This window comes from Streptomyces sp. DH10, assembly GCF_029813805.1.
Classification (GTDB): Bacteria; Actinomycetota; Actinomycetes; order Streptomycetales; family Streptomycetaceae; genus Streptomyces; species Streptomyces coeruleofuscus.
On record NZ_JARVKU010000006.1, the window covers coordinates 221,620 to 244,808 of the forward strand.

The window sequence follows — 23,189 nt, forward strand, 5'->3', positions numbered from 1 at the left end:
CGCCCGGCGTCGGGGCCGCCCTCGACCTACTAATCGGCCAGGACCAGCAAGTCACCGCCGTCCGAGGGTTCCGTGACGGTGTGCCCCAGTTGCACCAGCAGGCCCGACACCGCGGCCCCCACTGTCGCGTGCATGCTGTCGCGCGAGGCGCCAGGCTGGTCGTTCGCCAGCGAAGTGAAGGCGTCCGAGGCCGTCCATCTCACCACAACCCCGGTCGCCACCTCCGTCACCGCCAGTCCCGGCTCGCTCTCGTGCGCGTCCTCGCGGACCAGGTGGAAGCCAGCCTGGATCAAGGCATGCCGCACCTGCCCAAGCAGGTCCGACGACACGGATGACACCGAGCCCGTCTGCCCAGGTCCCGCACGATCAACCACCCAGATGCCACGCAGCCCACGTAACGTCAGGGAGACGTCTCGGGGGACTGCCTGGGAGCCAGCGGTGACAGGTCGCCGGGCGGCGTGCAGAGCGGCGGCGAGTTCACGTTAGAGCTGGGGCTCGCCGACGACCTGCAGCCGCACCGCAGCAGCCCGCTGCATCGCGCTCGAGGAGGGCCATCGTCCGGCCGGCCGCTACCGGGCAGCCCTCGCGGTAGCGGCCGGGGACCTTCGGATCGAACCCATGCACAACGACTTCCCTCAGGACACCCACGCATTCGGCTTGGCTGTAGAGATGGAGGGCGTGACGGTCTTGCGGAGGAACTCGGCGTAGCAGGGGCGAGGACGGGCTGTGGCGGGCGGCCGAGCCGTGGCCTGCCTGCGGGACTGTGTGCTTCACAGCCAGCCGTTGCGGCGGAAGGCCCGGTACAGCAGCCCCGCACCGAGGGCCATCACGGCGAGCGCGCACGGGTAGCCGTAGCGCCAGTCGAGTTCGGGCATGTGGGCGAAGTTCATGCCGTAGATCCCGGCGACCATGGTGGGGATGGCGAAGATGGCCGCCCAGGCGCTGATGCGGCGCATGTCGTCGTTCTGCCACGTTCCCACCTTCGCCATGTGGGCGTCGAGGACGGAGGCGAGCAGGTCGTCCAGGGCGCGGACTTCGGTGTCGGTGCGGGTGAGGTGGTCGGTGACGTCCCGGAAGTACGGCAGGACCTGCCGTGGCCAGTCGTCCCGCGCGGTGGTGAAGGGCTGCATGACCGGGACGAGTGGCTGGATGGCGTCGCGGAACTCCACGACCTCGCGTTTGAGCGAGTAGATCGATTCCGTGAGGTCATCGCGAGCGGACGAGAAGACGCACCGCTCCAGCTCCGTCAAGTCGGTGCGTACCTGGGCGGCGGCCTCGGCGTAGGCGTCGACGATCACATCGGTCACCGCGTGCAGGACGGCGACCGGCCCGAGCCGGGCCATGTCCGGCTGCTCCGCGAGGCGGCGCGCGGCTTCCACTGTGGGGTCGTTCGCCCCGTGCCGTACGGTCAGCGCGAACGCCGGGCCGAGGAAGATCATCACTTCTCCGGTCTCCACATCCGCGGTCTTCTCGACGAACCACAGCGTCTTCACCGCGACCGCCAGCACGTCGCCATAGCGTTCCTGCTTCGGCCGCTGGTGCGCCTGGACCGCGTCCTCCATGGCCAGAGGATGCAGCTGGAGGTACTCGCCCAGCCGCTGCAGCTCCTCCTGGCGGGGCTCGTCCATGCGGATCCAGGCGAACTCATCCGGCTTCAAGCCCTCCAGACGGTCCAGGGTCACCTGGCATGCGTCCGCCTGCCGGCAGTCGATCTGCTCGCACTCACCCGTCCGCTCCTGATAGATCACGCACTCCATGTGCTTTCGGATGCTTCCGTCACTGCATTCCATGCCTGGCGGCGCAAAAGGGCCGCCGCCGTGCGCCATCCCCACTCCGGTGGTCACCAGACCTTCACACGGGTCGGCTGCTGGCCGGGGAGGTGGTGGAAACCCGGTGAGGTGTTGTCGGCCGGAGGGATCTGTCACCGTGATCGCCGTCGCTGTGTTGCTGCTGCCTGCGCTGGGCCTGCTGCTGTACGGGATGGACCGCATCGAGGACTGGCTGCCGGGCCGGCCGAGGGCGGCCCGGCACGCCCGCGGGCGTCATCTGCGTCTGGTCCACAGCACAAGCCGGCCGCAGGGCGCTGATCGGTCGCCGCGTTACCGCGACGTGGCCTGATCACGCCGGTGTGACAGCTGACCGTGCGGCTACCCGCCGCGAGCGGGGTTCGAAAGCAAGCCCCGCTGAGCTCTCCGGGTCCAGACTCGGAGAGCTCACCTCTTTCCGGCCATAGGGCTGTGACCTTCCCCCGCCGCGGGGATGCCGAGGAGGGTAAGGGGCAGGCGACCATGAGTCCCCGCTCCGCCGACACCCACGGTGATACGCATGGCCTCGCCCGCGCTCCCTGGCCGAGAACCCGGCGCTGGTGCCCGCGTCGACGACCTCGTGCAGGAGGTCAAGCAGTTGCGCGCGGAGGTCGAGCAATTGAAGGCGCAGAACGCGCAGCTGCAGCGCGCGGTCGCCTCTCACGCGGTCGTGGATCAGGCCATCGGGGTGCTCGTGATGACGGCGAAGATCAACCCGGAGGACGGGTTCATGGTGCTGCGTGAGATCTCGCAGCACACCAACACCAAGCTCTCCTCGATCGCCGAGCAGATCATCAAGCACGCGCAGGACGCCGCTCTGCCTGAGACGATCCTGGCCGAACTGCACGCTGCCCTCGCCCGCAGGAGGTGATCGAAGGGCTGCGCCGGGCGGGTCAGGGCCCGTGGCGACCGGCCATGCTGCCAGCGGGATCGTCGAGGAGCGCGATGCGGGCGGTGATGCGTTTTCCGACCGGCTTCAGCTGCGCCTCGAAGCCCTGGGCGACCGCCATCACGATCTCCAGTCCGTGCTGGCCCACCCGGCCGGGGTCTACGGCCCGGGCCACCGGGAGCACTGGGTCGCTGTCCCAGACCACCACCTCGATCACCGCGCCGGTGACGCGCAGATCGAGCAGCACCGGGCCGGGGGCGTACTTGCGGGCGTTGGTGACCAGCTCGCTGACCACCAGCTGGGTGACATCCATGGCGCGCTGCGAGACGGGCAGCCCGTGCTCGACCTGCACCCGCGCAAGAAAGTCCGCGGCCAGATGGCGGGCCTGGGCGATGCACGTGCCGTCCCCGTCCAGGGCCACCGTGGTCTGTAGGGCGTGCTCGTCCGATGCCGTGCCGTCCTCGCGCAAGGGCACTGATTCCATGGCGACCGCCTTCGCTCCCCCGTTCACACCCCCGCGCGTACCCGCGTCTGAGCAGGAGAGGCCACTCGTCCCTCTGTCGCTCGCTCACATAAGGGCATGACCCGGACGGTGCAGGGCAGCACTCCGGGCGAAGGTCTTGGTGTGTCAGTATCACCGACATGGCAGAGGGGCACATGGCGGATTCCGAACGAGCTGAGCAGACGCAACGGCCCGTCGGGCTGTCGGTCGTGTCCTCCTCCACCGACGGCATCCGCGTTCTGACCCTGGCCGGGGAGATCGACCACCACACAGGCGACCAGCTGCGGCAGGCCCTGGATGTCGCCGATGCCGCCCGGCCCCGCATCGTGGTCGACATGCAGCAAGTGACCTTCATGGACTCCACCGGTATCAACATCCTCATCGCCGCTCACCAGGCCGTCACCGCGGCCGGCGGCTGGCTGCGCCTGGCCGGCCCCGCCGACTCCGTGCTGCGCACCCTGCAGCTCGTAGGTGTCGATGCCCTCCTCGACTGCCACCCCACCTTGCGTGAGGCGCTCAGCCCCTGACCGCGCGGGAACGGGCAGCGACGCCCCCTGCCAGACCGGGGATGTCCGGCGCGCTGTACGGCGGCCCGGCGTTCACCCGGACAGATCAGTGCTGCATCGTCGGCGCATCCCGGCGGCCCGGCGATTCCCGGCATCTCCGCTCGGGCCCCGTCGGGCGATCTTGGTGCGGGTCCCGCAGGATGGTGCCGGTTGCCCGGCCACGGAGGTTCGATCAGGGCAGCCGTCTTCGTGCGCGGCGGACTGCCGCCCCCGACCTTCACCAGGGAGCCTGCATGGCAGTGACGGCGGAGGAACTCGTCTCGGCGCTGGAGGATGCGCGCCAGGCGCATGCTGGGGTCCTGGACCGGTTCCGGGCGGATGCGACGGTCACGCCGCCGGGACCACACCGACGGATGCTCGAGCAGCAGGCCGCCCAGGTCCAGGGCAGTCTTCAGCGCATCCAGAATCAGGTGCGCCACCTGCAGCCCAGAGGGGTGCTCGGCACGGCGGCCGGTGTGACGCGGTGGGTCTCACGGGGCGCGGTGCGCACGGCGATGCTGCCGGTGACGGTCGGGTCGAGAGCCGTCAGGGGGATATTGCCCGGCGGCGGCCCGGCAGACCCCCGGCAGGTGCTCAGGAACACCGAGGACGAGTACGCGGCCGCGGCGCGGGCGCTGGCAGCCTGCCGGGCCGGGGAGGTCGTCGCCGAGCAGGTGGACGACCAGGCCACCGCCGAACTGTTCGGCTCGCTGCGCCGCCAGGACGAAGAACTGATGCAGGCTCTGCAGGATGGCCTCGCCGAGCAGGCCCGCCGGGCGGTGGCGTCCGTCAACGGTTCCGGCGGCAACGGTGGGGATGTTGGCGAGGCCACCGTCCAGACAATGCGGACCGCAGCCGACCGCGCGCGTGAAGCCGCCCGGCGTGCCGGCCGACGGGCCAAGGGCGCAGCCGAGGGTGCGGTACGCGAGACGTCCGAGCCCGGCTCCGTCGCTGAGGAGGTCGTGGGGGCGGTCCAGCGGGAGGAGGACCTGCCGATTCATGGGTTCAGTCAGCTCAGCACCGATGGGATCCGGCAGCGGCTGCGGGCGCTGTCCCAGGCGGATCTGACGGTGGTCGAGGGCTATGAACGCGCCCACGGCCGCCGCAAGGGCGTCCTCGAGGCCATTGAGCGGCTGCGCGAGGCCGAGCCGTGGGCCGGCTACGACTCCATGGAACCGGGCGAGGTCACCGCGCGGCTGCAGGACGCTTCCCCGGAGGAGGCTCGTCAGGTGCGGGAGTACGAACAGCGCCACCGGCAAAGCCAGGAGATTATCTCCGCCGCCGATGCCCGCATGTCCGGCTGACACGAGCCGCTGCGACAAGACTTCGAAAACTGGAGTCGGCCGGGCACCACGACATCGGCAAGGCACTCTGGTCCCGGCCCGGCCGCTGCTGGAAGAGGTCGATGGCGGCCAGGTACTGCTGTGCTCCCGGTGCGTACCCGACAAGGCGAGCCCGTCCCGATGGGCGGGCTGCAGACGGCGCGGGGTCAGCTGGTGATCTGGATGTGCCGGGCTTGGCCTTCTCCGCCTTGGGGACGGTGACGGTGAGCACGCCGTCGGCGAGTTCGGCGGTGACGTGCTCTTCGTCGGTGTCCTGCGGCAGCGTTTCCCCACACTCGACCTGTGGGGTGGGCACTCAGGAAAGATCAAGAGGCGTAGGAGAGCGATGAGGCACGACGAGTTTCTGGCACAGGTGCGCGAGCGGGGCGAGTACAACAACCAGGAGGAGGCCGAGAGGATCACCACCGCCGTCCTTGACGTCCTATCCCAGCGGATCACGCCGGGCGAGGCGGCGGATCTGGCCTCACAGCTGCCCGAACCGCTCCGCGGGCCGCTGACGGGCGACAGGGACCGGCCGTCGGAAAGTTACGGGGTGGAGGAGTTCTTGCGGCGCGTCGCTGAGCGCGTCGGTGCACGTCCCCGGACGGCGGAGTGGGACGCCAGCGCGGTGCTGTCCACGCTGGCCGATGCCGTCTCCGGCGGGGAGCTGAACCAGATCCTCAGCCAGCTCCCGTCCGGCTACGCGGCCATGTTCGGCAGGGCGGACCTGTCCGACTGACCTTCTTCTGCTGTGGCCGCCTGGTGCCCCGGGGCCTGCACGGCCCGACCGCGCGGCCATCGGGGGCAAAGCACCTGAATAAGCCTGACCGCGCAGCAGCGCCGCGTCGGCGTTGGCGCCGGGCATGGCCGGTGATCTCTGGGGCACCCGCAGGCTATGAACTTGCTGGCAGGGGTCCGTGAGACAGACCGGAGTCTGACCAAACGGCTCGCTGCCAGTGCCGCACCCGGCCTTCACCGGACGCTGTCAGCGGTAGAGGAGACGGCGGAGGGAACCAAGCTCTGGTGCGGCGCGGCCGCGGTGATGGCCTGGATGGGCGGCTGGCGCGGCCGCAAGGCCGCCGCCGCAGGCCTGACCGCTGTGGCCGTGGCACAGCTGGTGGCCAACGGGGTGTGCAAGCAGCTGGCCGACCGTCCCCGGCCCCCCAGGGAGTGGTTTCCGCACGACGAGGCCGAGGACCGTCCCGACTCCTCCTCCTTCCCCTCCGGGCACACCGCCGCCGCGGTCGCCTTCACCGCCACTGTTGTCCCGGCGTGGCCACTGGCCGGTGCCCTGTGCTCGGTGCCGGCCGCCATGGTGGCCGTCGAACGCGTGCAAAGCGGCGCCCACTACCCCAGCGACGTCGCCGCCGGCGCCGCCATTGGCCTGGCCAGCGCCTGGCTCACCCGCCGCGCCCCGCACCTGATCCTGCGCCACTGGCTCTAGCGGTTCGCCGCCGGGGCACTCCCGGTGCACACCGTGCGGCCTGCGGGTAATGCCCGGTCGGTGGCCTTGCCTCGCGGCTGCTGGGCGCGGCGATCCGGCACACGGCCAGACGCAGGCTCGTGCGTCAGCATGCACGCGGGTGTCGTCCTGCCCGCTGAGGCAGCGTCACCAGTAGTGCCGGCGGCCGGCGACCGCGTGTCCCATGGAGCCCATGATCCACAGGACCGCGCCGATGACCGCGAGGATGATCCCGATCGTCCACAGGATCGATATGCCGGTGACGAACCCGACCACCAGCAGGATGATGCCGAGGAGGAGCATGACCGCCTCCGGTGCGAAGTAGTGCTGCTTTCACTGTGGACCGCGGCGCCCGGTTAGGAAAGTACCGACGTCTGATGCCCACTACGCAGCAAACGAAGTCTCCGATGAACTGTTCGCCGTCCTGAGCACGTTCCCGCCTGACCGGGTCCTCGAGCTTCGTGATCACGGGCGGCTGGTGCCCTGCGCTCGGCACATTCGGGCCGGTACTCACGACTGGCACAGGCCCGCCGTCCCCGGCTGGTGCCTCAGCTCAGCGCAGCCGACGCCCGCTCATTCAGCCACGGCGGCCCTCGACATGGAGGGGCGTCCCTACGTACGGCCGTCCGGCACTGTGCTCACGCACCGGCTCGGCAGGGCAGCGGCTTCCGGCAATCAGCCAGGGGTGCGGGGGTACTCGACCTGTTTGCGGTTCCGCCTCAGGCAGCAGGCTGTTGAGCGGCGAACCTTCGTCGGTCCTGAAACGGTCTCGCCACACCCATACCCGGACCCTGCTGGATCCACCGATCTGCCCAGTTCGAACCCATGCCGGAAGGTAGGGCACGCCATGACAGCGGTGACGACAGATGCGCTTGTCCCGGCGCTTGAGGACGCTCGTGATGCTCACAGTGCGATCATCGACCGTTTCCGGGCCGACATCGCCGTCCACGCCACGGGCCCTCGACGGGAGGTTCTGGAACGCCATATAGACAGCACGTACGACTGTGTCGCCCGCATCGACGGACACATGCGTGAACTTCGCCCCGGCCGCCCGCTGCGGGACACCGCCGACCGGGTCCGCCTCACCGCACGGGCAACCGTCCGGATGGCCGGGCTGTTGCTCGAGATCGGTGCGGCGATCACAACCGCCATACTGCATCGTCGCAAGGGGCCCAGTCCGCTCCAGGTGGTGAGACACACCGAGAACGAATACTCGATCACCGCCCGGGCGCTGGCGGCCTGCCGGGCCGGGGAGAGCATTGCCGAGCAGGCGCATGACCAGGTCGCCGCCGACCTGCTCGCCACGTTGCGCCGCCAGGACGAGGAACTGCTCGCCACGCTCGAGGACCGCCTCGCTCAGCAGGCCCGGGCCACGGCGGTCGCCGGCAGCGGCCACGGCACTCAATCCGGTGACGGCGGCCCGCCCGATGCCACCACAAGCACCGTGCACTCTGCCGTCAAACGGGTCCGAAAAGCCGCCGAGGGCGGTGCCCGGGAGGCTACGCACACAGCCACAGACGCGCTCCGCCGAATGCCCGAAGAGGACGACGAGGCGGTCACCAGGGAAGAGGAGCCACCGATCCTCGGATACGAGCACTTCCGCGTCGCCGACATCGTCCAGCGCCTGCCCAGGCTCTCCCAGGCGCAGCTGTCCGCGCTCGACGGCTACGAGCGGGCCCACGCCAGCCGGCCAGAAATCCTGAACGCCATCGAGCGGCTACGCGGCAGCGAACCGTGGCCCGGGTACGACGCCATGATCCCCGACCAGATAACCGCCCGGCTGCAGACTGCCGCCCCCGCCGAAGCTCGGCAGGTGCTGGACTATGAAAGGCGCCACCGTCAGCGCGGCACACTCATCGCCATCGCCAAGGCACGCAGCGTCGCATGACTGGCCGGCGTTGACGGTCCCCGTGCGCCGAACCCCTCCCAGAAGGCCGCCGGGGCATGCAGCAGTGCGGCATGCTCAGCCTGTCGCGGCAGTGCGTTGGACGATCTCCCTGCCGATGCGACAGTGGCGGCGTGCTCGACGAGGTGCTGACGGTAGCCGCCATCGACCCGAGTCCTGGGAGGTGTCCCCTTACCTGTTCGTCGGCTGGGTTGCTGCGGCTCCGAACGCTTCCGCGGTGCCGCCTTCGGCCTGCTCGGATGCGGGGGTGTCGACGAAGCTGTAGGGCGGCAGCGGGCCGTTGACACGCAGCTCGAGATGCGGGTGTTCCTGGCGGAGTTCGTCGACCGCGGCCAGGAATTGCTCCGCTGAATCGCGGTCTACCAGGAAGGAGAGGTTGGCCAGCCAGCCGGTGCTCTGCGGCCCGGCGCTGACTGCCTTGGTCCTCGGTTCCAGCGCCTGCCGGAGCAGCTGCGCGTCGGTTGTCTCTCGGGCCTGGACGGCGGCGGCGATCATCTCCCCGAGCCGGATCTTCTGCTCCTGGGTGCCGCCGCCGGCCTCGCGGTTGGCTTGTGCCAGGGACCGGATGTCGTCGTGGTCCGCCATGATCAGGCGGAGCACGGCCTCTTCGTTGTGGTTGGCCTTGATGTTGTACTCGGCTGTGCCGTCCAGGGTCCGCAGCCGCTCGAGGAAGTGCTCCGCACGCTCGGCGAGCACTGCCGTCACCGTGTCGTTGTCCGGAGCGGCGCTGCCGAACCGCATGGGCAGTACGACTCCGCCTGCTCCGGCTTCGGCCAGTACCTGCTGGTGGGCGAGGAGATCACGGCGCTTGGGCCGCAGCTGGTCGGGGGCGTCGCTGACGAGCGCGGCCAGCTCGCCCTGGCGCAGCACGTGTACCGGCCGCGGGGGGTCGCCTATGCCGTCCAGGTCCTCGCGGAGGGAGGGGTGTGAGGCGCGGATGATCCCGTAGACGTAGGTGCTCATCTCTCATTCCCCTCTGCCGCGCGCGGCGGGCCGCTCGGCCTGAGGTTCCCGGCCGTCGTCACGTGCCTGCTGGAAGGCGTCGGAGATCGTCTCGGCGGCGCCGGACAGGGCTCCCTTGGTCTTGCCGCGCCCGCCGGACTCAGTCGCTTGCCCCGTGAGCTCGGCAAGCCCGGCCGGCTTGCGCGGCCCCGCTTCCAGGTCGAGGCGGTTGCACGCCTCGGCGAAGCGAAGGTAGGTGTCGACGCTGGCGACCACGATCCGTATGTCGATCGTGAGTAGCTCGATACCGATCAGGGAGACCCTCACGTAGGCGTCGATCACCAGCCCGCGGTCGAGAATGAGTTCCAGAACGTCGTAGAGGCCGCTGGAACCGCCCCCGCCGCCCTGCTGTGTCGCGACGGTCATCGCGACCAACCCCTTGTCGTCTGTCTCTGCGCGGTCCCGTCGGCGCTGTTCCTCGCTGCGACGCAGGCTTGCAGGTGCGAGTAGCCCCACCACCTGCCACCAAACGCGTGTACGAGCTCGGCGAGATGGACGCCACCGGTTCCGGCCCGGGTGTGACAGCAGCCTCCGGAACGCGCTTGTCGCTTCCCGATTCAACATGCTTGTGCCGGTTTCACACCCAATGTGGTGGTGAGCCGGACGGGGTGAGCTGAACGCGACAGCAAAGAGGGTGAGCAAATAGTGATTGCCCAAGAGCAGATCCCGACTGTGCTCGACCACCCGGTCTACGACACGGACGGCAACAAGATCGGCGATGCCAAGCACGTCTTCCTCGACGACGCCACCGGCCAGCCCGAGTGGATCAGCGTCAAGACCGGACTGTTCGGCACCAGCGAGTCCTTCGTACCCATCCACGACGCCTCCATCGTGGAAGACCACCTGGAGGTCCCCTACCCCAAAGACACGGTCAAGGACGCACCCAACGTCGACGTCGACGCAGGCGGCCACCTCTCCGAAGACGAAGAGCACCGCCTGTACGAGCACTACGGCATCGACTGGGACGCGGCCTGGCAGCAGGCCAACCAGCCCGGCACGGGCGGCTGGGCCCACACCGACACCAGCGAGACGACCGACACGCCCTCCACGGACACCGGCGCCAGCGGCGATGACGCCATGACGCGCTCGGAGGAGCGCATGCACGTCGGCACCGAGCGCCGCGAGGCGGGCCGGGCGCGGCTGCGCAAGTACGTCGTCACCGAGGAAGTGCAGCAGACCGTGCCGGTGCGCCGGGAGGAGGTCCGCGTCGAGCGCGAACCGATCACGGACGAGAACCGCGATGCCGCCCTGTCCGGGCCCGACATCAGCGAGGCCGAGCACGAGGTCACCCTGCACGAGGAACGCCCCGTTACGGAGACCGAGACGGTGCCGGTGGAGCGGGTGCGCATGACGACGGAGGAGCAGACGGACGAGGAGACGGTGCGCGGCCAGGTCCGCAAGGAAGAGATCGCCACCGAAGGCGTCGACGAAGACCGGCGCGACAGGTAGCCGAGCCTGCGTGGCCGCGCGCTGCCGCCCGGCGGACTTGAAGAGGGGGCACGGCAGGTCAACAGCCGCCGGAGACCCGGCCCCGGGGCTTCGAGACGCTGCCCTCAGACGGCGGACTTCAAGGCGGCCAGGACGCAGGACGCAGTGGGCGATCAGCACACGAACAGAAGGGAGTCGGCCCTCATGACCCAGGTCGAGCAGCCCCTGACAGACGCCGCCATCAAAGTGCGCCAGGTCAACCACTACCAGTTCAGCTGGGTGGCCGGAGAACCCGGCCAACGCGGCACCTTCACTCTCCAGCTGGTCCTGGACGAAGGCGCTGGGGAAGAAGTCCTCACGGTCGACCCGACGACGCCGACGTGCTGAAGGATCTGCTGGAGCACAACCAGACGGTCCAGTACGACGTCCCACGCCACACCCTGATGTTCGGCGTGACGCCCGCCGGCAGCTGAACCCAGCAGCCCACCGCACACGCCACGACGACAGATCGGCGTGCCGCCGGGCAAGCCGCGAGGGGGCTCGCCATGCCCAGGGTCGGGGCGCCTCTGTCCAACGGTGCGATCCGTGGCAAACAGATCGACACCGAAGGCATCCAGGAAGACCGGAACAGGTAGCCGCGCCTGCGTCGCCTACACGCGCTGGCCCGCTCGGAACCTGCACGAGCGGGCCAGCGCTGCGTACCCGGCAGCCCCACTACCAGGACACGTGAACAACTCGGCCAAGCCGCCGCCGCGACGCCAGAGGCCGCACCGTGCGGGTAACCCGCGAGCCGCGATCCAACCCCTTGCTCGAACACCGCGCCGAGCAGTCCTGATCTTGCTTGTTCGGGGTACTCGCGTGCTCACCAAGGAGACGGGCTGCGCCGCAACCCGTCGTAGTGGACCGAAGACGGACGGGAGGTGATTCGTCGTGTCGACCATGCAGCCACCCCCTGCCGGCCGCAGTAGTACGCACGGCAGTGACGAGCCTGTGAGCGAGCTGGTGCAGCGGGCGTCGCAGCAGCTGACGGAGCTGGTGCGCGGCGAGATGAAGCTGGCGCAGGCAGAGATGAAGGAGAAGGGCAAGCGCTACGGCAAAGGCGGTGGATTCTTCGGCGGCGCCGGGGTGGTCGGCTTCCTGATGCTGCAGGCGCTGGTCGCCACCGCGATCGCTGCCCTGGCGGTGCCGCTGCCGGTGTGGGCCGCGGCGCTGATCGTGACCGCGGTGCTGGGTGTGATCGCCGCGGTGATGGCCATGAGTGGAAAGAAGCAGGTCGAGCAGGCCGCGCCGCCCACGCCCGAGCAGACGGTCGAGAGCGTGAAGGCCGACGTGGCCGAGATCAAGGAGAGTGCACAGCGATGACCCAGCCGCCCCACGACGAGCCCACCGCATCCAGCCCCGAGGAACTGCGCGAGCAAGTCGAGGAAACCCGCGAGGAGCTCGGGCAGACGGTCGAGGCGCTGGCGGCCAAGACGGACGTCAAGGCCCGCGCCCAGGAGAAGGCCGCCGAGGTCAAGCAGCAGGCCGCCGCCAAGGCTGGGGAACTGAAGGCCAAGGCCGCCCATACCGCAGCCCAGGTGCAGGAGAAGATCCCCGAACCGGTGAAGGACAAGGCCACATCCGCCGCTGGGCAGGCCCGGGCCAAGGCCGCCCAGGCCACCCACCTGCTCCAGGAGAAGGCGCCCGACCCGGTGCGGCAGAAGGCAGCCCAGGGAGCACAGGCGGCGCGGGACAACCGCACCCTGCTGCTGACGGCAGCCGGTGTGGCCGTCCTGGTGTGGCTGGCATGCCGCCGTACGAAGGGGTAAGCGGATGAAAGCCTCGAAGATCGCCTACAAGCCGGTTGGTCTCGCCCTGGGAGCCGTCAGCGGCATGCTTGCCGGTGGCCTGTTCAAGCAGGCGTGGAAGATGCTCGGCCACGACGAGGACGCCCCCGACGCCACCGACGAGGACCGCGCCTGGACAGAGGTGCTGCTCGCCGCCACCCTGCAGGGCGCGATCTTCGCCGGGGTCAAGGCCGCCGTCGACCGTGCCGGCGCCGCCGGTACACGCCGCCTGGCCGGCACCTGGCCCGGCTGACGTGAGATGAGAAGCGGGGGTGCCGGTGTGACATGGATACCGGCACCCCCTGCTTGCAGGTCTTCCCCGCACGAAAGGTCCCACCGCCGTGTCCGCTTCGCACGCGATGCCCGCCCTTGCCGCCGCGGCCGCCATCGGCGTCATCCTGGCCGCCCGGTGGGCCGCCTGTCACCCGTCACGGAACCGTCGTGGCGCCAGCGCCGCCCGTTCCCCGTGGCGCCGCACCCACCCCAACCCGGCAAAGCCTCGTCCCTCGCCCCGGACGAGGCGGCAAGGTCAGCCGTGCAGGACGCCGAAGAACACGTCCAGCGCTGCTGGCAGCAACTCCAAGCTCACCCCAACCGACCCGACTGACCAACCGATTCGAGCCGCGGCCTGCCGAATGCGATCCTGCGCTGCGAGCGATCATTGGTGCACGGGCACCGCCCCGCGTTTCTGCTTCACCGCGCCGGAATGGCCGATGATCGATGCGGACGGTGTGGCAGCACACGGCTGCCGATTCCGCCAGTACTCAGGCGAAGGAGAAAGACCATGGCCACCGGCACGGTGAAGTGGTTCAACGCGGAAAAGGGCTTCGGCTTCATCGAGCAGGACGGCGGTGGACCGGACGTGTTCGTCCACTACTCGGCCATCGCGGGCGGCGGCTACCGCGAGCTCAGCGAGGGCCAGAAGGTCCGCTTCGACGTCACCCAGGGCACCAAGGGCCCGCAGGCCGAGAACGTCACTCCGGCCTGATGAGGGCCGCCGGGGCCGCGGGCCGCCTCATCACCGGCCCGCCTCGTGATCTGGCCGGTCCCAACGCGCTCGAGGGACACGTGAATAGGGGCCGGTCATCCGTACGAAGGCAGCCCGCCGGGCGAGGCGGGGCCGCGCCCACACGAGGCCCGGTCGTGGGGCGACCGGACCGGCGTGCACGCGTCACAGCAACAACGCACCGGCGATCTGGCTGATATGCGAGGTTGGAGGGCCGGAGCGCTCGCGGCCCGTTGTTAGGGTTCCGGCCTGACCGGATCATGGCAATCACGAGGGGGCGGCGGATCATGCGAGCGCGTACGGCGGTGGCCGGAGCACTGGTGCTGACGGTGTTGACTGGCTGTTCGGGCTCCGCGTCGGACTCCGGCTCGTCCAAGAACGGCGGTCCGGGCTCGCTTGATCGCTCTGAGCCGCTGGCCAAGCTGAGCGTGCCGGCGGCCTATGACGCGGCAAACGGGTGGGATGAGAAGCTGTCGTGGGTTCCGCAGTCGGTGACGACCCTGCCGGTGACGACCGTTCCGGGCACACAGACGGTCGCGGTGATGCAGGTGGCCTCCAACGGCTACACCGTCACCGCACGGTCGGGCAGCAGCGGCAAGGTCGCCTGGAGGTCCGCGCCATGGAACCCGCCCACACCCGTCGAAGGCGCCGAGGGCAACGACGCCGCGGGCGAAGCCGCCGAGATCCCCGATGTGATGGGCTTCGAGCAGGACGGCCACGCTTATGTCGTCGCCTACGCCCACGGCATGCGCGACAAGGATGATCTCCACGAGGGCGTCGAGGTGGTACGCCTGGCCCTCTACCCCGCCGACGCTTCCGGGACCTCGGTCAAGCCGGTCCGCGAGATCGACGTCCCCGTCTCCGCTGACCCCGGCGAGATCCGCGTGCAGGCATCGGGCGGCAGGCTGCTCGTGGCCTGGGGAGAGGACGGTGCGTTCCCGCGCTCGTCGGCCTCGGTGGATGTCGACACGGGCAAGACGACTGCCTACGAGGACGCCAACAAGCTCCTGCCGCAGTGCGAGCAGGCGGCCGCGTGCAACAGCAGCCGCGTCATGGCCGCCACCCCCGACGGTCCGCTGGTCGGCATGGGCGGCGGAGGCTTCGGCATCCCCGGCCGGTGGTTCAGCGACTCCATCCGGCCCAAGCAGGTGAACGCCACCACCGGCATCCTCGACTCGTGGAACGGCACCGTCTACGCAGCCGCAAGGGACCACGTGCTGGCCGGCTGGAACACCGGCGGAAAGTACGGCCGCGACGACAACGCGGTGTGGTCCGTGCACGACCTGCGCGCCGGCACCCTCACCGCCCAAGTCGTCTGCGACTACGACATCCCCGACGAGACCAGCTCCAGCCGCGACTTCCCCGTCATCACCTCACCCGACGGACGCTACCTGGCCGCCGGGCCGCTCGCGTTCGACCTGAAGACCAAGCGGGGCATCTGCCTCCAGGGAGACGGGAACCGCAAGACCATCGTCCTGGCCTCCATCCGCGACGACGGCACCGCCTACGGCGCAGTCCGCGATGACTCGATCGGCAGCGACACCGAACCTGTCCCGGCCCAGCTCAACCTCCGGACCGTCACCGGAGATCCGAAGGTCCTCAGCGTCGGCACCGAGCTCCCCTACCTGACCACTCCGGATGGTTCCGGACTGTTCATCACCCGCAACGCGGACAAGGACCTCGTCGTCTCCATGCGCGCCGGCCGCTGACCGGCTGGCCGGGCGTGACGCCGTAGGCGCCACGCCCTGGTCAACCATGTCGGCGGACTCAGCTCCCCGTCGCCGACTCCTGCTCCGCGGGCTCCTCCTTGTACGCAACGTGCCCGATGGCGGAGTGGGCCGTGCTCAGCCTGCCGTGGAGCGCACCCGCGAGATCCTTCGCGTTGCCGGAGGCCTCCGTGAAGCGCTGCAGGACGTCGTCGAGAGGCTCGCGCCGATAGTCGCTCCTCAGCAGGTCCTTGTCCTCCAGGCGCTGCACGGAGGCCTCGATCAATTCGATAGCAGTCCTCATCTCCCCGGCACAGCGGGTGAGATAGCTGTAGACGCGGTACGCCTCCAGCGGGTACTCAATGCCGCGCTCCTGCAGGGCACGAACGAGTTCGACGAGGGAGCGCGCCGCGCCCTCCGCGTCCTGTTCGATGTTCTCGGTCATCGCTCTGGTTCTCCTTGGAAGGTGCTGATCACATGCGGTCGGTGAACTGGCAGTAGGCGTGCACGGACACCAGCCGCTCCCAGGTCGAGGAGCTTGCCCGCCAGGGACTGCTGGCACGGCGCGCACCGGTCCATACACGCGCCGATCAGCGCCGACGCGGTCCGCATGTCCGGCGCCGTGTCCACGCCCCACCGCGTGGGGTCGGGCGGCTGAAGGTCCGCGGCCGACGGGCCGCTGTCGTGCTGATGGAGGGTGCCGGCGTTGGCGGAGGCGAACGCCGCTCCTCTGGTCCGGCTCTTGTTCCTCGCCCGGCTCTTGCGGCCGTGGCTCTTGGTCATACGGCTCTCGTTTCCCGCGCCCCGGCCCCATGACCCGATGCGCGCGACGAAGAGCAGCATGCGGAAGGCTTCAACAGTTCTACAACCGTTGGAAGTTGGTTTCGCCTCGCACTGATGCTCACAGTCCGGACCACGTCGTACGGGATCCGCGGGCACCTTTGCCGTAGTGCGCCCCGGTCATGGGCCGGGATGCGGGCTTGGGCCGATGCGTCGGCCGCTGCCCGCAGCCTACCGCTCCGCCATCGGGCCCGGGTCCCGATGGCCAAAGCCGTCCCGTCAGGACGCCGGGGCGGCGCGGTGGCCTCTGAGGCAGGGCCGCAGAGCGCGGTTACTCCCGGCAGTGGCATCCGAAACACGCGGTGCAGCAGCCGCACCCGTAGTCGCACATGGAGGACTGGAGGTGCCCGCAGGCCGGGTTGATCGGGCTTTCGCCGGGGGTCGGGCAGTGACACTCGCCCTCGGGGCAGTTGCGGCGGCATCCGTCGTCCTCGTTGTCCGGCGGGAGACCGCAGGGACCGGAGTGCCCAATCGTCTGGGGACAGGCCCGGCCGGCGCCGTCGACCCACCGCCCGCAGTGAGTGCGGAACAGCCCGCCCTCAGGGATACGCCACTTCTCGTCCTCGGCGCGCTGCCGCGCTGCCAGCCCGCCGCGACCTCGTCGTACCAGTCGGTGCCCGCCTTGGCCGTCATCGGGTGGCCGCCTTCCGGGTGGGGAGCGCTGCGAGCGGGGACCGGTGGCCCTGGGGGGTCGCACGGACGGCATCCCAGTCGATGCGGTGGCTTCGGGCGATCCGGTCGAGGTCGGCCTGGCGGTAGAGCAGGACGACGTCGTGCTTGTTCCAGCCGGAGCGGGCCGTGTCCGCGTGGGCCAGGAGCCCGGCACGGATCAGGTGGTCGAAGTCCGAGGCACGAAGTCCGAGGATCCGTGCGGCGGCGTCGCGCATGTGGAGCTGCCCGGCGGTCGAGGCGCGTGCGACCTTCCGTCGGTCTGTGAAGTTCTCCAGGGCGAGCCCGCAGTACAGGGGGTAACCCTTGTGCTCGCCGACCACGGGCAGGTGGCCGCGGCGAGCGAGTTCGGCAGCGGTTCCGGCGTGCACGACCAGGTTGAAACGCTCGGCGAGGTGCTCCTCGGCACGGGTCGCGCCGACGTCGGGCAGGGCGCCGACGGCCTCCTTGATGGCGTCGATGCGGGCGATCGCGTCGTCGAAGACGGCTGCGGACCATCGGTCACCGGCGACGTCGGGGCCGGGGATGAGCCCGAGGCGCTGGGCGCGGCTGAACTGCCACAGCGTCAGGCCGGAGCGGGCGGGGAACTGCAGGGGGCCGTACGTCTTGAGCGTGCTGGCAGTGGTGGTGGGCATGCGGGGTCTCCGTCCGAGGTGCTACAGCTGCGGGTGGCTACGGGGCGCCGGTGATCTTGTCGGGGTTTACCGGTAGGCCCCGTCCCACATCTCGGCGTACTCGCCGTCGTCGTAGTACTCGCTGGAGTCGTCCGTCTCGGCGCCCCGGAGCTCGTCGTCCAGCGCATCCAGGACCAGCTCTTGGTACTTCTCCTCGGCCGGGTCGTACGGCTCGCGGGCTTCGTCGGCCATGTCTGCCCAGTACGCCGCCTCCTGCTCTGCTTCCCATTCGGAACGTTCTGCCGGGGCCAGGGACGCCAGCCACGCCTCGTGCTGCGCCCGGTGGGCCTCGTCGGCGGCATCGTGGTAGCCCTGCCAGATGTGCGCCGGCATGTTGGGCTCCGGGGAGCACCAGGACCAGGTGCCGTCGAGCAGGTGATGGCCGTCCGTACGAGCGCACCGGCCGCCGTCGATGGGATGCGCCAGGCCGTGACAGCGCAGGACGAGTTCTTTCGAGGGCGGCGGCGTTGTGCGGGGTGCGCCGCGCAGCTCGGCGAGGACATCGGGGAAGCGGCGGCCGGTGGTTCGGGCGATCTGGCGGGCCTGGCGCTTGAGGTGGTCGCTGCCGGTCTTAGTCACGGTCGTCTCGTCTCCACAGCGGGACCCCACGCTTCCCGCCGGACGTCGCGTGAAATGGGCGCAGCCGGACAGACGGGTCCTTCAGATGGTGCTGCGCGGGACCCAACCTCGGTCCTTGTCCGGCGGCGCTGCCCCGGTGCGGCGTGGGCGCGGGGACAGCAGCGGAAACGGCGGTTCGCGGCATGCCGTTTGCTACGGGATCTACCGTACTGGGCGTCACTGACAACCCGGGCGCGACCGTCGTGAACAGCGAGTCGCCGGCTCGGACTTCATCCCGGGATGGTGGTGAGCCGGGTTGCGATCCACCCTGGACGTTCGAGGATCGGAACGTCTCGGGTGATGACGTAGCGCCTGTTGTCCACGGTGGACCCGGGCCCGATGAGATACCCGCCGCTGCGCCGGCCGGGACTGCGGACGTCGATGCCCGGCCGAGCGCCGTCCGACCTCCGGAGCGGCTGGCAATGGTGCAGCCGTCGGGGCGCGGAAGTACAGGTGCACGCCACCGCTCGGGGTGCGCACCGTCAAGGTGTCGGGCCAGTCCTCGCCGAGCCGGGCTGCGTGCCCGGCGAGCACGGCCTGGCCGTCGCCGTCGACGTCCAGGTCCAGCCCGACCACGTGGGAGGCGCGGCAGCCGACACCGTCTGGGGCGGCGACACGGGCCTGGGCGGCCGGGACGGCTTCGGTCGGCTCACCGGCCACCAGCCCGTTCGGTGCAGCAGCGACAGGTACACAATGTGCCCTATGTCATAATGCGTGCATACCGTCACAAGGGACCTATGGACGTGTCATGAGAGGGCCGCGCACCGCAGCGAGGGCAGCCGTCGCCGCAGCGCTGGCCGGGACGCTGGTTATGGCGTGCGGCGCCGACGGTGGCGGCTCGAAGACGTTGACCTGGTCGATGTGGGCCGACGGCGGTGAGGAACTGCAGGTCTGGCATGAACTCGCGGACCGTGTGTCCCGCGAGGATCCGCAGATCGCGATCAAGCTCGAGACCTCGTCCTTCAATGACTACTTCGCCAAGCTCGGCACCCGTTTCGGCAGCGGCGACGCGCCCTGCATCGTCTCGATGCAGGCGCTCCGCACCGCGGGCTACACCCAGGGCATGCTGCCGCTCGACGATCTGATCGCCAAAAACAAGTTCGATGTGACGGACTTCGACAAGTCCGTCTTGGAGGGGCTGAGTGCCGACGGGAAGCAGTACGCGCTGCCGTACGACGTCGGCCCGGTGATCCTCACGTACAACAAGGACATGTTCCGGAACGCGGGAGTGCCCGAGCCGAAGCCCGGGTGGACTCTGGCCGAGTTCGAGTCGGTCGCCCGCAAGCTGACCGGGAACCGGAGATACGGGTTCGTGGCGGGGCCTCAGGATGTGTGGATGTTTCCCATGGTGCTGACCAAGACCGGGGCGCAGCCCACCGACGGTGAGGGCAAACTGCGGCTTACCACTCCCGCCATGATCAAGGGCGTGCAGTGGTACGCCGACCTGGCTGCCAGGAAGAAGGTCGCCCCCCGCTTGCCCGGGGTCGATCCCGCGTTCGCCGAAAAGCAGTTCCTCAGCGGCAACGTGGCCATGGGCGCCAGCGGGCCATGGGCGTTGCTGAACCTGAAGAACCAGGCCGGCTTCCAGGTGGGCCTGACCACGATTCCCGCCGGCCCGGACGGCCCCAGGACGTACTCGTCCGGTTCCGGGTTCGGCATCTCCAAGTCCTGCCCTGACCCGGAGCAGGCGTTCAAGGCGATCACACTGATGACGGCCAAGAAGCAACTGGAGTGGCTCGGCGAGGTGGGACGTGCCTATCCGTCACGTCAGTCGGCACAGCACGCGTGGTACGAGAACGCCCGCATCGCCGGTGCCCGACAGGTCCTCGAAGCCGCCAACGCCACGGCGATTCCGCTGCGTACGACGGCAAACTGGGAGCGGGTCAACGAACTGCTCAACCAGCACGGGCCCAAGCTCTTCAGCGGGGCGAGCCCCGCAAAGCAAGTCCTGGAACAGGTGCAAAGACAGGCCGGGCAGGATTGACCGGCGCGTGCCTGGACTGAAAGGCGAGTGAATCGTGGAAGGGGGCCGGCCGCAGGAAGAGCCGGAGGCCGAGCCCAGGCGTCGCGGGCTCGGTCAATCAGGAGTACGTCGACGTGCTCTTGATCCGGGCCGGGTCGGGCGGCATGGTCTGGAGGTCACGATGGCGGTGTGCCGCAGCTTCGAGGTGCGGCGTGAGCCGGTGGGAAAGCGCGTCAAGGCCACCATCGTGCTGGCCGACGACCCCGAGGGGGATCCGGTGGGCCGGCTGATGTAGCCGGGCTTCAGTGACGGCGGCGTGGGCGGTGGCTGATGGCTCGCCGAGCGGGCAGGGTGAAGGTGTGTCCCACGTGCTGCTCCTGGTAGGCGAGGAGGAAGCCCAGGTCGACGCCTGGCTTGCAGTGTTCACCGGAGACGGAAGGGCCGAATGGGGTGGCGTCCTGCACGCTGTGCCGGTGCGCTTGGCCGCTGCTGTGCAGCACGGCGATGACGTGCGGATCCGTCTCCTTCCTGATGGGCCAGAGCGGCGGATCCACGCCGCGAATGCGCCTGGCACCGAGGATCAGGAGTACGTCGACGTGCTCTTCATCGGGGAGGGAAAGGCTCCGCGCGGGCCGACGTGAGTCCTGTGACACCAACGCCGATCAAGAAAGACCCGAACAGGACAGATCCCGCAAGCGTGGCGGCCTCTAGGGCAGCAGGAGCAACCGCCGTCGTGCCGTACCCAACCGGGGTCCGCAGCCACGAGCATGACGACGATGAGCGTGATGGTGGCTGCGGGCCCTGCGGCGTGGGGGCGGGCAGGCGAGGGGGACACCTGAACACGGCAGCAACCATGAGCCACCCGGCGCAGAGTGTTAAACCTTGAGCCCGCAGGTCAAGGGGCGTCAGTCCGGAATGAGAGCTTTGCGTAAGCGTTCGGGGAGCGGTCACGGTGGCCGCTCCCCGAACGGAAACCGCTGGTGCTCATGTCCTGCGAGTGGGGTGCCGGTAAAGAACCGTGTCACCAGCCGCAAAGGGCGGTGATCTTGTCGAGGGCATCCCTTGTGCGAGTGATCCAGGAGTCGGTACGGCTGCGGTGTGTGAGCCCACGCGAGGACGATCTACGAACGGGGCCTATACCTCGTTGGACCTAGATGAGCTGGTCCGAGCACTGGACGCTGGTGAAGGACGAGCAAGTGCTTGTGTCCGGCAAGACATGGCTGGGCTGGGGCCGGCCCCTTACACCCGTGCTGTGCCGGACCGGTCCCCGCTCTGATCGCCGCGCACCCGGTAGACGCCCGGAGCTTCCTCGTCGGACTCCTCCACGACAAGAGATGCCAAGTAGGCAGGCCAATGGGTGTTTGCATCCCAGGTGGCACCCACTGGAAGGCGCACGCCCGTAACAGTTTTGAGTTGCGCGCCGCGCAGGTTCGCGCGGGTCAGGCGCGCGCCACTCAGGTTCGCGCCACTCAGGTGCGCGCCGCGCAGGTTCGCGCGGGTCAGGTTCGCGCCGCTCAGGTTCGCGCCGCTCAGGTTCGCCTCGGGCAGGGTCGCGCCGATCAGCATCGCTCTGGTCAGGGCCGCGTCGGTCAGGGCCGCGTCAGTCAGGTCCGCGCCGATCAGGGACGCACTGGTCAGGGTCGCGTCGGTCAGGTCCGCGCCGCTCAGGTTCGCGCGGGTCATGGATGCGCCGCTCAGGTCCGCGCCACTCAGGCATGCGCCACGCAGGTCCGCGTCGGTCAGGTTCGCGCGGGTCATGGATGCGCCGCTCAGGTCCACGCCGCGCAGGTCCGCGCCGCTCAGGTTTGCGCGGTTCAGGTCCGCACTGTTCAGGTCCGCGCCGCGCAGGTTCAGCGGATCGACAGTGAATGGTTGCTTGGGCTGGTTCATCTGTGCGGCTTGGGGGACTGGGGTGCTGGGTGTTTCCTCTGTGCGCTGTGCGATGGCTTCCGCAGTTGCGGTGATGGCGGTGGCGGGGGCGTCGGGGCAGGCCAGGTAGAGCAGCCCGCGGAGAGCAGCTGCGTGTTGTTCGCGCTCGTCGTCCGTCACCACGTCTCCAGGGTAGGCCGGGGGCTTCATAGTGGCGGCCGTTGTCGCTTGACGCAGATGGGGCAGCGGTAGTCGGACCGGGCGTTGGCTGCCAGCAGGAAGCCGATGGCTGCGTTTTCGGCCTGGTGCACAGCTCCGTCCGTGCTGCCGGGCGGAGGGGGTGTCGCTGAGCCCATGATCGTCTCGATCACGAGGGTGAAGTGCTTCTCTGCCTGTTTCCAGTCCGGTTCCGTAACCAGACCGCCAGGAGCAACGGGATGACGGGTACCGAAGGCCAGGACCGCGGCCTTGACCGTGTCGCTGCCCTGCTCGAAGACGTCATGCAACGTGATCACTCGCCGCTCCCGGAGGAAGGGGGCGGCGGTGGTTCGGCAAGGTGGCGCAGCTCGGCGAGGACATCGTCCAATTCGCGCGCGTGGTGGGCCTGGATCTGCTCGGTGATGACGTAGCCAGCCGCGGCTCCGATGATGGCGGGGATGGCAGCCCAGCCGGTCAGGGACAGCGGCCACGCGCACCATTGCGGGCGCACTGCCGCGGGCGAGGTTTCCCCTCTCAGGACTTCGTAGGCGTTCACCCAACCGATCAGGAACCCGTTGAGCAGATACAGAGCCCCACACACCGCGAGCACGACGGCGCCGCGGCTCAGCAGCCAGAAGCCGAACCGGGGCAGGGCATGACGGTCGGCCCAGAGCGCCCGCAGCCGTTGGCGACGGCCTGGTGGCGGGGGCCCACCGGGCGACGGTGCAGGTGCGGAAGACACCCTGTTGAGCGTAGAGGTCGAGCCGTCAGTCCGGGAGATGAACGACAACCTTGACGGGCAGAGTTGAACCTCTGTAGGCGCGGCCCGGCCACAGGACTGGAGTGTCGGCACACCTCCGGCGACGCCCCCGTGGCGCTGCTCATCAGCAGTGCCATCCAGGGGCCCGTGAAGCCCGCCAGCGTGATCGATCTGAAGGCGGTGGTCATCACCTTCACCC

At 69.5% G+C, this 23,189-nt stretch carries 30 protein-coding genes and 1 pseudogene; 17 read left to right on the plus strand and 14 right to left on the minus strand.

All coding sequences use genetic code 11. The annotated features are described in order from the left end of the window. Window positions 1-29 precede the first annotated feature (29 nt). Window positions 30-293: a hypothetical protein gene (locus QC385_RS15305; RefSeq protein ID WP_279541846.1), complete on the minus strand. Its 264-nt coding sequence runs from the start codon at window positions 291-293 to the stop codon at window positions 30-32. Window positions 294-770: 477 nt separating this feature from the next. After that, window positions 771-1,757 (minus strand): magnesium and cobalt transport protein CorA, encoded by a 987-nt coding sequence (locus tag QC385_RS15310; protein WP_279541847.1) that lies wholly within the window; start codon window positions 1,755-1,757, stop codon window positions 771-773. Between the two features lie 169 nt (window positions 1,758-1,926). Here QC385_RS15310 and QC385_RS15315 point away from each other — a divergent pair, with 169 nt between their 5' ends. Next, window positions 1,927-2,118 carry a hypothetical protein gene (locus QC385_RS15315; protein ID WP_279541848.1) on the plus strand — a complete coding sequence of 64 codons (192 nt, stop codon included), beginning with the start codon at window positions 1,927-1,929 and terminating at the stop codon, window positions 2,116-2,118. Between the two features lie 207 nt (window positions 2,119-2,325). Next, a complete protein-coding gene (locus tag QC385_RS15320; protein WP_279541849.1) occupies window positions 2,326-2,676 on the plus strand; it encodes an ANTAR domain-containing protein in 351 nt (116 codons plus the stop codon). Between the two features lie 22 nt (window positions 2,677-2,698). Here QC385_RS15320 and QC385_RS15325 read toward each other — a convergent pair whose 3' ends face one another. Beyond that, entirely contained in the window at window positions 2,699-3,178 is a 480-nt protein-coding gene (locus QC385_RS15325; RefSeq protein ID WP_279541850.1) for an ATP-binding protein, read from the minus strand. Between the two features lie 158 nt (window positions 3,179-3,336). Between QC385_RS15325 and QC385_RS15330 the strand changes: the two genes are divergently transcribed. Continuing rightward, on the plus strand, window positions 3,337-3,723 hold the full coding sequence (locus tag QC385_RS15330; protein ID WP_279541851.1) for an STAS domain-containing protein: 387 nt from the start codon (window positions 3,337-3,339) through the stop codon (window positions 3,721-3,723). A 272-nt stretch (window positions 3,724-3,995) separates the two neighbouring features. Next, on the plus strand, window positions 3,996-5,045 hold the full coding sequence (locus QC385_RS15335; protein ID WP_279541852.1) for a hypothetical protein: 1,050 nt from the start codon (window positions 3,996-3,998) through the stop codon (window positions 5,043-5,045). Here the strand turns inward: QC385_RS15335 and QC385_RS15340 are convergent. After that, a complete protein-coding gene (locus QC385_RS15340) occupies window positions 5,011-5,379 on the minus strand; it encodes an Hsp20/alpha crystallin family protein (protein WP_279541853.1) in 369 nt (122 codons plus the stop codon). The genes QC385_RS15335 and QC385_RS15340 overlap by 35 nt on opposite strands. A gap of 30 nt (window positions 5,380-5,409) precedes the next feature. On the opposite strand from QC385_RS15340, the gene QC385_RS15345 reads away from it, so the two are divergent. Further along, window positions 5,410-5,802, plus strand: a complete 393-nt coding sequence (locus QC385_RS15345) for a DUF2267 domain-containing protein (protein ID WP_279541854.1) — start codon at window positions 5,410-5,412, stop codon at window positions 5,800-5,802. A 156-nt stretch (window positions 5,803-5,958) separates the two neighbouring features. Next, window positions 5,959-6,507 carry a phosphatase PAP2 family protein gene (locus tag QC385_RS15350; RefSeq protein WP_279541855.1) on the plus strand — a complete coding sequence of 183 codons (549 nt, stop codon included), beginning with the start codon at window positions 5,959-5,961 and terminating at the stop codon, window positions 6,505-6,507. A gap of 165 nt (window positions 6,508-6,672) precedes the next feature. Here QC385_RS15350 and QC385_RS15355 read toward each other — a convergent pair whose 3' ends face one another. After that, on the minus strand, window positions 6,673-6,828 hold the full coding sequence (locus tag QC385_RS15355) for a DUF6131 family protein (RefSeq protein ID WP_099054574.1): 156 nt from the start codon (window positions 6,826-6,828) through the stop codon (window positions 6,673-6,675). Between the two features lie 544 nt (window positions 6,829-7,372). Here QC385_RS15355 and QC385_RS15360 point away from each other — a divergent pair. Beyond that, the gene (locus QC385_RS15360) at window positions 7,373-8,413 is read left to right on the plus strand and encodes a hypothetical protein (RefSeq protein ID WP_279541856.1); all 1,041 of its coding nucleotides are present in this window, start codon (window positions 7,373-7,375) and stop codon (window positions 8,411-8,413) included. A 189-nt stretch (window positions 8,414-8,602) separates the two neighbouring features. On the opposite strand, the gene QC385_RS15365 is transcribed toward QC385_RS15360, so the two are convergent. Both QC385_RS15365 and QC385_RS15370 read right to left on the minus strand, forming a co-directional pair. Further along, window positions 8,603-9,394, minus strand: coding sequence for a GvpL/GvpF family gas vesicle protein (locus QC385_RS15365; RefSeq protein WP_279541857.1), 792 nt, complete (start codon window positions 9,392-9,394; stop codon window positions 8,603-8,605). A 3-nt stretch (window positions 9,395-9,397) separates the two neighbouring features. Next, on the minus strand, window positions 9,398-9,799 hold the full coding sequence (locus QC385_RS15370; protein WP_279541858.1) for a gas vesicle structural protein GvpA: 402 nt from the start codon (window positions 9,797-9,799) through the stop codon (window positions 9,398-9,400). A gap of 279 nt (window positions 9,800-10,078) precedes the next feature. Between QC385_RS15370 and QC385_RS15375 the strand changes: the two genes are divergently transcribed. From QC385_RS15375 to QC385_RS15405, 7 genes are all read left to right on the plus strand, one after another. Next, complete coding sequence (locus tag QC385_RS15375; protein WP_279541859.1) at window positions 10,079-10,882, plus strand: PRC and DUF2382 domain-containing protein; 804 nt, start codon at window positions 10,079-10,081, stop codon at window positions 10,880-10,882. Between the two features lie 183 nt (window positions 10,883-11,065). Continuing rightward, a complete protein-coding gene (locus QC385_RS15380; RefSeq protein ID WP_279541860.1) occupies window positions 11,066-11,248 on the plus strand; it encodes a hypothetical protein in 183 nt (60 codons plus the stop codon). A gap of 552 nt (window positions 11,249-11,800) precedes the next feature. Continuing rightward, a complete protein-coding gene (locus QC385_RS15385; protein WP_279542075.1) occupies window positions 11,801-12,223 on the plus strand; it encodes a phage holin family protein in 423 nt (140 codons plus the stop codon). Beyond that, the gene (locus QC385_RS15390; protein ID WP_279541861.1) at window positions 12,220-12,669 is read left to right on the plus strand and encodes a DUF3618 domain-containing protein; all 450 of its coding nucleotides are present in this window, start codon (window positions 12,220-12,222) and stop codon (window positions 12,667-12,669) included. Before QC385_RS15385 ends, QC385_RS15390 begins: the two co-directional genes overlap by 4 nt. Window positions 12,670-12,673: 4 nt before the next feature. Continuing rightward, window positions 12,674-12,940, plus strand: coding sequence for a DUF4235 domain-containing protein (locus QC385_RS15395; RefSeq protein WP_279541862.1), 267 nt, complete (start codon window positions 12,674-12,676; stop codon window positions 12,938-12,940). Window positions 12,941-13,471: 531 nt separating this feature from the next. Continuing rightward, the gene (locus tag QC385_RS15400) at window positions 13,472-13,675 is read left to right on the plus strand and encodes a cold-shock protein (RefSeq protein WP_279541863.1); all 204 of its coding nucleotides are present in this window, start codon (window positions 13,472-13,474) and stop codon (window positions 13,673-13,675) included. A gap of 305 nt (window positions 13,676-13,980) precedes the next feature. Next, entirely contained in the window at window positions 13,981-15,402 is a 1,422-nt protein-coding gene (locus QC385_RS15405; protein WP_279541864.1) for a hypothetical protein, read from the plus strand. Window positions 15,403-15,460: 58 nt separating this feature from the next. Here the strand turns inward: QC385_RS15405 and QC385_RS15410 are convergent, their stop codons facing one another. The 4 genes from QC385_RS15410 to QC385_RS15425 form a co-directional block, all read right to left on the minus strand. Continuing rightward, window positions 15,461-15,844, minus strand: coding sequence for a hypothetical protein (locus QC385_RS15410; protein ID WP_279541865.1), 384 nt, complete (start codon window positions 15,842-15,844; stop codon window positions 15,461-15,463). Window positions 15,845-16,868: 1,024 nt separating this feature from the next. After that, window positions 16,869-17,543 (minus strand): hypothetical protein, encoded by a 675-nt coding sequence (locus QC385_RS15415; RefSeq protein ID WP_279541866.1) that lies wholly within the window; start codon window positions 17,541-17,543, stop codon window positions 16,869-16,871. Window positions 17,544-17,609: 66 nt separating this feature from the next. Further along, window positions 17,610-18,161: a hypothetical protein gene (locus QC385_RS15420; protein WP_279541867.1), complete on the minus strand. Its 552-nt coding sequence runs from the start codon at window positions 18,159-18,161 to the stop codon at window positions 17,610-17,612. A 216-nt stretch (window positions 18,162-18,377) separates the two neighbouring features. Further along, window positions 18,378-18,860 (minus strand): bifunctional DNA primase/polymerase, encoded by a 483-nt coding sequence (locus tag QC385_RS15425; RefSeq protein ID WP_336621295.1) that lies wholly within the window; start codon window positions 18,858-18,860, stop codon window positions 18,378-18,380. A gap of 88 nt (window positions 18,861-18,948) precedes the next feature. Here QC385_RS15425 and QC385_RS15430 point away from each other — a divergent pair, with 88 nt between their 5' ends. From QC385_RS15430 to QC385_RS15440, 3 genes and pseudogenes are all read left to right on the plus strand, one after another. Further along, on the plus strand, window positions 18,949-20,184 hold the full coding sequence (locus QC385_RS15430) for an ABC transporter substrate-binding protein (protein ID WP_279541868.1): 1,236 nt from the start codon (window positions 18,949-18,951) through the stop codon (window positions 20,182-20,184). A 112-nt stretch (window positions 20,185-20,296) separates the two neighbouring features. Further along, window positions 20,297-20,458: pseudogene (locus tag QC385_RS15435) on the plus strand (ATP-binding protein); the annotation flags it as partial. A 73-nt stretch (window positions 20,459-20,531) separates the two neighbouring features. After that, window positions 20,532-20,804, plus strand: coding sequence for a hypothetical protein (locus tag QC385_RS15440; RefSeq protein ID WP_279541869.1), 273 nt, complete (start codon window positions 20,532-20,534; stop codon window positions 20,802-20,804). A gap of 598 nt (window positions 20,805-21,402) precedes the next feature. Here the strand turns inward: QC385_RS15440 and QC385_RS15445 are convergent. From QC385_RS15445 to QC385_RS15455, 3 genes are read right to left on the minus strand one after another with little or no spacing between them, the layout of a single operon-like run. After that, window positions 21,403-22,215, minus strand: a complete 813-nt coding sequence (locus QC385_RS15445; protein ID WP_279541870.1) for a pentapeptide repeat-containing protein — start codon at window positions 22,213-22,215, stop codon at window positions 21,403-21,405. A gap of 23 nt (window positions 22,216-22,238) precedes the next feature. Then, window positions 22,239-22,547: a hypothetical protein gene (locus QC385_RS15450; protein WP_279541871.1), complete on the minus strand. Its 309-nt coding sequence runs from the start codon at window positions 22,545-22,547 to the stop codon at window positions 22,239-22,241. Continuing rightward, on the minus strand, window positions 22,544-22,972 hold the full coding sequence (locus QC385_RS15455) for a DUF6313 family protein (RefSeq protein ID WP_279541872.1): 429 nt from the start codon (window positions 22,970-22,972) through the stop codon (window positions 22,544-22,546). Before QC385_RS15455 ends, QC385_RS15450 begins: the two co-directional genes overlap by 4 nt. Window positions 22,973-23,189: the final 217 nt, after the last annotated feature.

Bases quoted from the DNA above. Each gene is read 5' to 3' on its own strand.
- QC385_RS15415 (WP_279541866.1), bottom strand. From the start codon at position 17,543: ATGCCCACCACCACTGCCAGCACGCTCAAGACGTACGGCCCCCTGCAG.
- QC385_RS15410 (WP_279541865.1), bottom strand. From the start codon at position 15,844: ATGACCGAGAACATCGAACAGGACGCGGAGGGCGCGGCGCGCTCCCTC.
- QC385_RS15325 (WP_279541850.1), bottom strand. From the start codon at position 3,178: ATGGAATCAGTGCCCTTGCGCGAGGACGGCACGGCATCGGACGAGCAC.
- QC385_RS15330 (WP_279541851.1), top strand. From the start codon at position 3,337: ATGGCAGAGGGGCACATGGCGGATTCCGAACGAGCTGAGCAGACGCAA.
- QC385_RS15390 (WP_279541861.1), top strand. From the start codon at position 12,220: ATGACCCAGCCGCCCCACGACGAGCCCACCGCATCCAGCCCCGAGGAA.
- QC385_RS15345 (WP_279541854.1), top strand. From the start codon at position 5,410: ATGAGGCACGACGAGTTTCTGGCACAGGTGCGCGAGCGGGGCGAGTAC.
- QC385_RS15365 (WP_279541857.1), bottom strand. From the start codon at position 9,394: ATGAGCACCTACGTCTACGGGATCATCCGCGCCTCACACCCCTCCCTC.
- QC385_RS15320 (WP_279541849.1), top strand. From the start codon at position 2,326: ATGGCCTCGCCCGCGCTCCCTGGCCGAGAACCCGGCGCTGGTGCCCGC.
- QC385_RS15350 (WP_279541855.1), top strand. From the start codon at position 5,959: ATGAACTTGCTGGCAGGGGTCCGTGAGACAGACCGGAGTCTGACCAAA.
- QC385_RS15380 (WP_279541860.1), top strand. From the start codon at position 11,066: ATGACCCAGGTCGAGCAGCCCCTGACAGACGCCGCCATCAAAGTGCGC.
- QC385_RS15360 (WP_279541856.1), top strand. From the start codon at position 7,373: ATGACAGCGGTGACGACAGATGCGCTTGTCCCGGCGCTTGAGGACGCT.
- QC385_RS15335 (WP_279541852.1), top strand. From the start codon at position 3,996: ATGGCAGTGACGGCGGAGGAACTCGTCTCGGCGCTGGAGGATGCGCGC.
- QC385_RS15405 (WP_279541864.1), top strand. From the start codon at position 13,981: ATGCGAGCGCGTACGGCGGTGGCCGGAGCACTGGTGCTGACGGTGTTG.
- QC385_RS15355 (WP_099054574.1), bottom strand. From the start codon at position 6,828: ATGCTCCTCCTCGGCATCATCCTGCTGGTGGTCGGGTTCGTCACCGGC.
- QC385_RS15400 (WP_279541863.1), top strand. From the start codon at position 13,472: ATGGCCACCGGCACGGTGAAGTGGTTCAACGCGGAAAAGGGCTTCGGC.
- QC385_RS15430 (WP_279541868.1), top strand. From the start codon at position 18,949: ATGAGAGGGCCGCGCACCGCAGCGAGGGCAGCCGTCGCCGCAGCGCTG.
- QC385_RS15395 (WP_279541862.1), top strand. From the start codon at position 12,674: ATGAAAGCCTCGAAGATCGCCTACAAGCCGGTTGGTCTCGCCCTGGGA.
- QC385_RS15385 (WP_279542075.1), top strand. From the start codon at position 11,801: ATGCAGCCACCCCCTGCCGGCCGCAGTAGTACGCACGGCAGTGACGAG.
- QC385_RS15370 (WP_279541858.1), bottom strand. From the start codon at position 9,799: ATGACCGTCGCGACACAGCAGGGCGGCGGGGGCGGTTCCAGCGGCCTC.
- QC385_RS15310 (WP_279541847.1), bottom strand. From the start codon at position 1,757: ATGGAGTGCGTGATCTATCAGGAGCGGACGGGTGAGTGCGAGCAGATC.